The sequence below is a fragment of the Microbacterium sp. genome (assembly GCF_036277215.1).
Taxonomy (GTDB): domain Bacteria; phylum Actinomycetota; class Actinomycetes; order Actinomycetales; family Microbacteriaceae; genus Microbacterium.
In genome coordinates, this window is sequence record NZ_DASUNI010000195.1 from 1 (window position 1) to 8,857 (window position 8,857).

The 8,857-nt window shown below is 69.9% G+C and carries 7 protein-coding genes and 2 tRNA genes; 4 read left to right on the forward strand and 5 right to left on the reverse strand.

The window, feature by feature from the left end:
- Nucleotides 1-153: 153 nt before the first annotated feature.
- From VFX99_RS10060 to serS, 5 genes are all read right to left on the reverse strand, one after another.
- Nucleotides 154-245: transfer RNA gene (locus VFX99_RS10060), tRNA-Ser, on the reverse strand.
- Between the two features lie 99 nt (nucleotides 246-344).
- Nucleotides 345-1,616: an LCP family protein gene (locus tag VFX99_RS10065; RefSeq protein ID WP_329666161.1), complete on the reverse strand. Its 1,272-nt coding sequence runs from the start codon at nucleotides 1,614-1,616 to the stop codon at nucleotides 345-347.
- A gap of 57 nt (nucleotides 1,617-1,673) precedes the next feature.
- Nucleotides 1,674-1,758, reverse strand: a tRNA-Ser gene (locus VFX99_RS10070).
- A 189-nt stretch (nucleotides 1,759-1,947) separates the two neighbouring features.
- Nucleotides 1,948-2,856: an HAD family hydrolase gene (locus VFX99_RS10075; protein ID WP_329666162.1), complete on the reverse strand. Its 909-nt coding sequence runs from the start codon at nucleotides 2,854-2,856 to the stop codon at nucleotides 1,948-1,950.
- Nucleotides 2,853-4,136 (reverse strand): serine--tRNA ligase, encoded by a 1,284-nt coding sequence (gene serS, locus VFX99_RS10080; protein ID WP_329666163.1) that lies wholly within the window; start codon nucleotides 4,134-4,136, stop codon nucleotides 2,853-2,855. The genes VFX99_RS10075 and serS overlap by 4 nt, the downstream gene beginning before the upstream one ends.
- Nucleotides 4,137-4,189: 53 nt before the next feature.
- Between serS and VFX99_RS10085 the strand changes: the two genes are divergently transcribed.
- From VFX99_RS10085 to VFX99_RS10100, 4 genes are all read left to right on the forward strand, one after another.
- Complete coding sequence (locus VFX99_RS10085; protein ID WP_329666164.1) at nucleotides 4,190-5,266, forward strand: diacylglycerol/lipid kinase family protein; 1,077 nt, start codon at nucleotides 4,190-4,192, stop codon at nucleotides 5,264-5,266.
- A gap of 243 nt (nucleotides 5,267-5,509) precedes the next feature.
- Nucleotides 5,510-6,874 carry a deoxyribodipyrimidine photo-lyase gene (locus VFX99_RS10090; protein ID WP_329666165.1) on the forward strand — a complete coding sequence of 455 codons (1,365 nt, stop codon included), beginning with the start codon at nucleotides 5,510-5,512 and terminating at the stop codon, nucleotides 6,872-6,874.
- Between the two features lie 329 nt (nucleotides 6,875-7,203).
- Nucleotides 7,204-7,548 (forward strand): TM2 domain-containing protein, encoded by a 345-nt coding sequence (locus VFX99_RS10095; protein ID WP_329666166.1) that lies wholly within the window; start codon nucleotides 7,204-7,206, stop codon nucleotides 7,546-7,548.
- A 49-nt stretch (nucleotides 7,549-7,597) separates the two neighbouring features.
- Nucleotides 7,598-8,650 carry an MsnO8 family LLM class oxidoreductase gene (locus tag VFX99_RS10100; RefSeq protein ID WP_329666167.1) on the forward strand — a complete coding sequence of 351 codons (1,053 nt, stop codon included), beginning with the start codon at nucleotides 7,598-7,600 and terminating at the stop codon, nucleotides 8,648-8,650.
- Nucleotides 8,651-8,857 lie beyond the last annotated feature (207 nt).

The window sequence follows — 8,857 nt, forward strand, 5'->3', positions numbered from 1 at the left end:
GAAATCCGCGGAATCCTGCGGGTGTCGAGTCGACCGAGAACGCAAATCCCTCCGTCTCTGTGACCCCAAAAGCTCACGTGAGAAGAGAAAATTACGAAACGAATCAGCGCCAAGAAAGCGCAAGCACGCCCTGGAAAGCCAGGAAAGGTCAAATGGCGGAGACGGAGGGATTTGAACCCTCGGACCCCGTGAGGGGTCTCCACCTTAGCAGGGTGGTGCACTAGGCCGGACTATGCGACGTCTCCAGGCATCCGCGAGTGAATCACCCCGATGCGCCCAGCAATCATAACCGCTGGAGACAGCCCGAGCGAACCGCCCGAACCGGCTCACGCCGACCGCAGCGGCTAGCCCTCGTCGCGCAGGTTGCCGTTCGAGCAGGTCTCCTGTGCCGCGGTCGAGCCGCTGATGTCGGACGGAAGGGCGATGGCCTCCTCCGCTGGTGCGACAGTCTCGCCGGGTGCCGGCGTGGCGGTCTCGGTCGGAACCGGAGCCTCGGGCGTGACGTCGATGACGGCGTCGTTCGTGCCGGCTTCGCCCGTCAGCTGAAGGGGCTGGTTCGCGGCGAGCGCGTCCCAGAGTGCCCGCGCGGACTCGTCGTTCGGCACGACCTTGTTCTCGTCCCACGGGTCGGTGACCACCGGATACTGCACGAAGACGATCTCGTCGAACGGAACGTTCTTCACCGCGAGCGCGATCTGCACGAGCGTGAGCGGGTTGGTCAGGCTCTTGCTCGGGGTGACGTTGTCGACCGCGGTCGTCGCGAGCTTGAGCAGCGTGCTCGGGTCGGAGAGCACGTCTTCGCTGACCAGCTTGCGTGCCAGGCGCGACATGTACTGCTGCTGGTTGCTGATACGGCCGAGGTCGCTGCCGTCGCCGACGCCGTGCCGGGTGCGCAGGAACTGCAGGGCCTCGATGCCCTGCACATTGCGGATGCCGGCCGGCCAGTCGATGCCGGTGTAATAGTCGCGGATGCCGCTGGCCAGGCACACGTCGACGCCCCCGACCGCGTTGGTGACCTCGATCACACCGCCCCACGTGACCTTCGCGGCGAACGGGATGGGCTGCTCACTCAGCGCCGCGACGGTCTTCACGACGCACGCGAGGCCGCCCTGCGTGTAGGCCGTGTTGATCGGGGCGTAGTCCACGGGTGAGGTCTCGGAACCGTCCTCGGCCGTGCACGAGGGGATCGAGATCATGAGGTCGCGCGGGAAGGAGATCACCGTGACCCGGCGCGGGCTGTCGGAGATGTGCACGAGCATGTTGACGTCGTTGAGCTCGACCTCGGCGTCCGGGCCGGTGCACCGATCGCCGAAGTAACCGGCGTAGGCCTCTTCACAGGCATCCGTGCCGGCGACGAACAGGTTGACCCCGCCTTCGATCGCCCCGATGTCCGGTGGCACGGCCTCCTGACCCTCGAGGTCGACCGCATCCTGCGTGAAGCTGGCGGTCAGGTCGTACGCGGCGTAGGCGGCGACTCCCGCTCCGGCGACGAGCACCACGGCGACGATGATCCCGAAGATCTTCATGAGCATGCCGAACGGATGCGGTGACTTGAGTTCACCGTGGCGTGCAACAGTCCGGCGGCCACGCTTGGCGGGCTTGGTCGACTGGCTCACTCGGGTCCTCTCGGAATGCTTCGGGGTGCGGGGCTCGAGAGCACACCCAAGACGAAGCGGAGGGTGTGGGATTCGAACCCACGGGACATCGCTGCCCACTGGTTTTCAAGACCAGGTCCATCGGCCGCTCGGACAACCCTCCCGGCGGACGACACGAGGTCGCGGCATCCGTCGAACAGGCGTCGAGTCTAGCCGACGGCACTGTTCAGCCATTCTTCCAGGAGCGCCTGAGGAGGTCCTGAACGGAGCGCCGCGCGGCGTTTCGTCTCGTCGCTGCGCTCCTCGCTCAACGACCGGTCGTTGAGCGGGCGAAGCGAGACGAAACGCACGGTCAGAGGTTGCGGAGCACCTCGGCGACTCCCCCGGCCTGCACCGACGTGGTGGTCTCACCGGCGGCATCCCGGACCTCTTGCGGGCCCTGCTCCATCGCGACGGCACGGCCGCCGTTCTCGAGCGCCCAGCGGAACATGCCGACGTCGTTGCGCCCGTCGCCGATGACCAGCACGTGCGCCGGATCGATGCCGAGCCACTCGCGCACGCGGTTGAGCGCGGTGCCCTTGTCGACGCCCTGCGGGGCGATGTCGAGCCACGCTGTCCAGCCGACGGCGTACGAGACCTCGTTGAGTCCGATGCGGGCAACGAGGTCGACGAAATCCTGCTCGGTGTCGCCGGGCGAGACGACGACCACGCGGCAGACCGGGTTGGCGGTGAGCTCGTCGAAGGTGACGCGGTCGGCGTCGGTCAGGTTCCAGTCGTCGAGGTGCTCGGTGAACAGGCGGCGCCCGTCAGCCAGCTCGACCATGTACTTCGCCTCGGGAAGGTGCTCCCGCAGGAGCCGCAGCACCTCGGTCGGGTCGAACGTCTCGGTGTGGAAGCGCTCGTAAAGCCCCGGGTTGCCGTTCACCCGGCGCAGGATGACCGCGCCGTTCGAGCACACGACGAACTCGGCCTCGATCTTGAGCGCCTCGAGGATGCGATGCGTGCCCTCCCAGCTGCGCCCGGTCGCGAGCATCACCTCGTGTCCGGCGCGGTGGGCGTGCTCGACCGCTTCGACGACACCGGGGCTGAGGGTCTCGTCCTCGAGGAGCACGGTGCCGTCGATGTCGAGCACGATCAGCAGGTGCTCGGTGTGGAGCCTCGGGTTCTCGGTGTCGCGCGCGACGCGTTCGACGAGTTTGGCCGCCTTCTTCTGCTTGACGACCTCGATGCTGCCAGTGCGCGGCAAGTGTGCTTCGCTCACGCGACAGGCTCCAGGATCTCGAGTCCACCCAGATACGGGCGAAGCACCTCGGGCACGACGACCGAGCCGTCGGCGCGCTGGTGCGTCTCGAGAAGGGCCACGATCCACCGGGTCGTGGCGAGCGTGCCGTTGAGCGTCGCGACGTGCTGCGTCTTGCCGGTGGCGGCGCCGCCCTCCACCGGCGGGCGGTGGCGGATGTCGAGCCGCCTCGCCTGGAAGGTGGTGCAGTTGCTCGTGCTGGTCAGCTCGCGGTACGCCTGCTGGGTCGGTACCCAGGCCTCGACGTCGTACTTGCGCGCCGCGCTCGAGCCGAGGTCGCCCGCGGCGACGTCGATGACGCGGTAGGAGAGACCGAGGTCCTGCAGCATCCCCTCCTGCATGGCGACCAGCCGCCGGTGCTCGGCCTCGGCGTCTTCGAGAGTCGTGTACACGAACATCTCGAGCTTGTTGAACTGGTGCACGCGGATGATGCCGCGGGTGTCCTTGCCGTACGAGCCGGCCTCGCGCCGGTAGCAGGTCGACCATCCGGCGTAACGCTTCGCGCCCTTCGACAGGTCGAGGATCTCGTCCATGTGGTAGCCGGCGAGAGGGACCTCGCTCGTTCCGACGAGGTACAGGTCGTCTTCTTCGAGGTGGTACACCTCATCGGAGTGCTGCCCGAGGAAGCCGGTGCCGCGCATGACCTCGGGGCGCACCATCGTCGGCGGGATGAGCGGGATGAAGCCCGCCTTCAGCGCGCGGTCGAGGGCGAGCATCATGATGGCGATCTCGAGGCGCGCGCCGATGCCCTTGAGGAAGTAGAAGCGGCTGCCCGACACCTTGGTGCCGCGCTCCATGTCGATCGCGTCGAGGATCTCGCCGAGCTCGAGGTGGTCGCGGGGCTTGAAGTCGAACTGCGGTGGCTCACCGTGCGTGCGCAGGGTGACGAAATTGTCCTCGCCGCCAGCGGGCACGCCGTCGATCACGATGTTCTCGATCCGCGCGAGCACCGCATCGGCCGTCTCCTCGGCGGCGGTCACCGCGTGCTGGGCGGCCTTGACCTGCTCGCTGAGGGCCTTCGCCTCGGCGACGAGCGCGGCCTTCTCCTCCTTCGGTGCCTGTGCGACGCGCTTGCCGTGCGCGTTCTGAGCGGCCCGGAGCTCTTCGAAGGCGGTGATCGCCGCCCGCCGCTCGCGGTCGGCGGCGACAGCCTCGTCGACGGTGGCCGGCGACTCCCCGCGTGCCTCCTGCGAGCGCTTGACCAGCTCGGGATTCTCACGGAGGAAGACTGGATCGATCACTCGACAAGTGTACTCAGCGGCATCGCGCGGCCGGCCGCCCGTAGGCTGTCGCCATGGTCTCGCCCGGCACGCAGGACGCGGTGACCGAGCCCGCCCGTGCGGTCGACGCGGACGGTGCCCCGGCGCCGATGAGCGACGGGAACGGGGCCTCCGAACGCACGGCCGCCCTCGTCTACAACCCCATCAAAGTGGATGCCGCCACCCTGCGTGCGACGGTGGAGCGACTGTCGTCGAACGCGGGGTGGAAGAGGCCGCTGTTCTACGAGACGACCGTCGACGACCTGGGCGATGACGTCACCCGCCAGGCGCTGGAGGCGGGTGCGGACGCGGTGCTGGTCGCCGGCGGCGATGGAACCGTGCGCGCCGTCGCCGAGGCGATGAGCGGAACGGGCGTGCCGCTCACGATCGTGCCGAGCGGCACCGGCAACCTGCTCGCCCGCAACATGTCGCTGCCCCTCACCGAGCACGCGACGATGGTGCAGGCGACGTTCGACGGCGACAAGGTGCGCGTCGACGTCGGCTTCGCCGCGATGCGGCGCGTGGACGGCACGACCGAAGAGCGCGCATTCGTCGTGATGGGCGGGATGGGCCTGGACGCCGCGATGATCGCCAACACCAGCGGCGACCTGAAGAAGAAGGTCGGCTGGATCGCGTACGTCGACGGGGCGGCTCGATCCCTCGCGAACGCGAAGCCGTTCCGCATCATGTACCAGGTGCCGGGTCGACGCCTGCACGCGGCGCGGGTGCAGAGCATCCTCATCGCGAACTGCGGATCCCTTCCGGCCGGGCTGGAGCTGATCCCCGAGGCATCCGTGTCGGACGGCGAGCTCGACGTCGCGATCTTCCAGCCGAAGAACGCGCTGGGCTGGGTGCTGGTGTGGCGCCGGGTCGCATGGGACAACAGCTTCCTGCGACGGTTCCGCGCGGGCCGGCGAGTCCTGGCGCTGCAGACCGACGACAACGCGGTGCTGTACGCGCGCGGCAAGGGCCTCGACGTGGCGACCTCCCCGGCGCAGCCGGTGCAGCTGGACGGCGACGAGTTCGGCGAGGCGGTGCACATCCGCTGCCGGATCGTCGAGGGGGGCCTCGTGACCGCGGTGCCGAAGGGCCACGACCTGTCGGGGCTCTGAGCACGGTTGCGGATGCCGGCGCCGGCGGCATCCGTCCGGTCATCTTGGGGCTCCCCTTTCCCGGAGTGCGCGTCGCGTCGGCGTGTTGTGGCAGGCGAGCAAACGGGCTCGGACCAGAAGGCGGTCGGCGCGTCGCGTGCTTGGACCCGGGCGTCGATTCGTGGCGCGCGCCGGAGGGTTGGCAGAGCCGGCGGGCTTCGTCAACCCGCCCTCGCGTCCCCCGTCCGCGGTTACGATCCGAGGGTGGGCCAGCCGTCGATCGTGTGGTTCCGCGACGACCTTCGTCTCGCGGACAATCCTGCGCTGAGGGCCGCGATCGATCGCGACGAGCCGGTGATCGGCCTGTATGTGCTGGACGAGGAGTCTGACGGCATCCGTCCGCTCGGCGGCGCCGCGAAGTGGTGGCTGCACGGCAGCCTCGAATCCCTCGGCGAGCGCCTGCGGGAGCGCGGCTCGACGCTCGTCCTGCGGCGCGGGGCCGCGGCATCCGTCGTCGCCGACGTCGCGAGAGAAGCCTCGGCCGGCGCCGTGTTCTGGAACCGCCGCTACGGCGGCGCCGAGCGCGAGGTGGATGCGACGCTGAAGACGGCGCTGCGCGACGACGGGATCACCGTCGCATCATTCGCCGCGTCACTCCTGTTCGAGCCGTGGACCGTGCAGACGGGAGCCGGCACGCCGTACTCGGTCTTCACCCCCTTCTGGCGGGCGTGCCAGTCGATGCCGACGCCGCGGGCGCCGCTGCCCGAGCCGCGGGAGATGCCGGGTCCGCGGTCGACTCCGGCGAGCGACGACCTCGACGACTGGAAGCTGCTGCCGACAGCGCCCGACTGGGCCGGCGGGCTGCGCGAGACGTGGGAGCCGGGTGAGCCCGCGGCGCGCGCTCGGCTGCGGGAGTTCCTCGCCGATGACCTCGCCGACTACGACCGCTCGCGCGACGAACCGTCGGCGGGCGCGACCTCGGGCCTCTCGCCTCGGCTGCGGTGGGGCGAGCTCAGCCCGTACGCGGTCTGGCACGAGACGGTCGCATCCGGGCAGAAATCCGGGCGGTTCCTCTCCGAGCTGGGCTGGCGCGAGTTCGCCGCGCACGTGCTCTACCACCACCCCGACCTGGCCACCAAGAACCTCCGGTCCGAGTTCGACGCGTTCCCGTGGCCCCGCCTGCACCCGGCGCAGCTGCGGGCTTGGCAGCAGGGGCGCACCGGCATTCCGCTCGTCGACGCGGGCATGCGCGAACTGTGGCACACCGGCGTGATGCACAACCGCATCCGGATGGTGACGGCATCCTTCCTCATCAAGAACCTGCTCATCGACTGGCGACGCGGCGAGCAGTGGTTCTGGGACACGCTGGTGGATGCCGACGGCGCGAGCAATCCGTTCAACTGGCAGTGGGTCGCGGGCTCGGGCGCGGACGCCGCCCCGTACTTCCGGGTGTTCAACCCCGAGCTGCAGGCGCAGAAGTTCGACCCGCACGGGGAGTACATCGCCCGGTGGGCTCCGGAGTACCGCGTCGATTCGCCGGAGGATCCGCCCGAGCCGATCGTCGATCTGGGCGAGACGCGGAAGGCCGCGCTGGCCGCGTACGAGCAGATGCGGCGTTCGTCGCGCTGAGTTTCGGTTCGGTCAGCCGCGTCGCGCGCGCACAACTCCGCCAATCCGATGCGCCGGGCCGGGACGACCCGCGGAATTCCGGGCGCCGGCGTCGGTGGACGGCTCGGATTGGCGGAGTTGTGCACGCGGGTGGGGCGGCGTCCGACCGCCGGGTGCGGGATCGACGGAGTTGTGCGCACGCGGGTGCGGCGCCCTGACCGCACCGTCCGGGCGGCGGCGGCGCCCCGAGCGCACCGCCCGGGCGGCGGATCAGTGCGCATTCGGGTCAGCCCCCGTGTGCCGGGTGCGGCCGCGTCCTACGCTCGAGGCGACTCGAAAGGCAGGAACCCATGTCTCAGCCCGTTCAACCCGGCCCGCCGCAGTATCCGGCCGACCCGCCCCCGTACGCGGCTCCGCCGCAGTATGCCGCCGCACCGCAGTATGCGGCCGCGCCGCAGTATGCGGCTCCCGGTTCGGAGCCCCTGAGCCCGAAGTCGTGGCTCGCGACCCTGCTGCTGTCGATCTTCCTCGGCGAGTTCGGCATCGACCGGTTCTACCTGGGCAAGATCGGCACCGGCATCCTGAAGCTCATCACTCTCGGTGGCTTCGGCATCTGGTGGCTGATCGACATCATCCTCATCATCGCCGGCGTCATGAAGGACAAGCAGGAGCGCCTGGTCAAATACCAGGGCTGAGATCCGGTCCGCGGAATACGCGGGCAGCCCCGGGCGGTTGTGCCTGGGGATGTCACGCTCCGCATACCCGGCCCTGTCCGTCCTCGACCTCGTGCCGGTGCGCACCGGGCAGACCAGCGCGCAAGCGGTCGCGGCATCCCTCGATGTGGTCCGGCAAGCCGATGAACTCGGCTACCGCCGGTACTGGTTCGCCGAGCACCACAACATGCCGGCGGTCGCCTCGACGACGCCGCCGGTGCTGATCGCGGCGGCGGCCGCGCGCAGCTCGCGCATCCGCGTCGGGTCGGGCGGTGTCATGCTGCCGAACCACTCTCCGCTGGTGGTGGCCGAGCAGTTCGCCGCCCTCGAGGCGCTCGCGCCCGGCCGGATCGACCTCGGCATCGGCCGGGCGCCCGGCAGCGACCCCGTGATCACGCAGCTGCTGCGACAGAGCGGGACCACGAGCGACGTCGACCGCTTCCCCGATCACATCCGCGACATCCTCTCCCTCGTCTCGACCGACGGCGCGACCGTGCGTTTCACCTCCGGCGGCACCTACGACGTCCACGCCACGCCGGCCGCAGTCGGCGCTCCCGAGCTGTGGCTGCTCGGCTCGAGCGACTACTCGGCGCAGCTCGCGGCATCCCTCGGCCTGCCCTACGTGTTCGCGAACCACTTCTCGGGCGAGGGCCTCGAGCGCGCGCTCGATCTGTACCGCGGCGGTTACCGGCCGAGCGAGGCGCATCCCGAGCCGAGGACGTTCCTCACGATCAACGCGGTCGCCGCTGCGACGGCCGAGGAGGCCGAGGAGCGCGCGCTCCCCCAGCTGCGGATGATGGCGCGGCTGCGGACGGGCAAGCCGCTGACCGCACTGGAGACGGTCGAGCAGGCGCGCACGGCGCTGGCGGCCGAGGCCGACGCGCAGGCGGAGGCGATCATGACAGCCGCCCGCAGGCGCTGGCTCGTGGGCACCGGTGCCGACGTGCGGTCGCAGGTCGCCGAGTTCGCCGCGAAGTATGAGGTCGACGAGGTCATGATCTCGCCCGTCGCAGGCGCCTTCGACGGCGAGCCGATGGACGTCGCGACCGGCCGCCTGGGAACGCTCGAGCTGCTGGCCGCCTGATCCGGAGGCGCAGTCTCGGAGATCTGCACGATCTCCGAGCCGCGGGCCCGGATGCGACCGTGTTCATGCAGATCTCCGAAGAACTGCGGAAGATCGGATGCCGCCGGCGCCGGGGGCCGAGGTGCCCGGCGCTTCAGAGCTCGGGCTCGCCGCTCAGCAGCCCCCGCAGCCAATCGCGCGCCTCGACGAACACGTCGTCGGAGTACC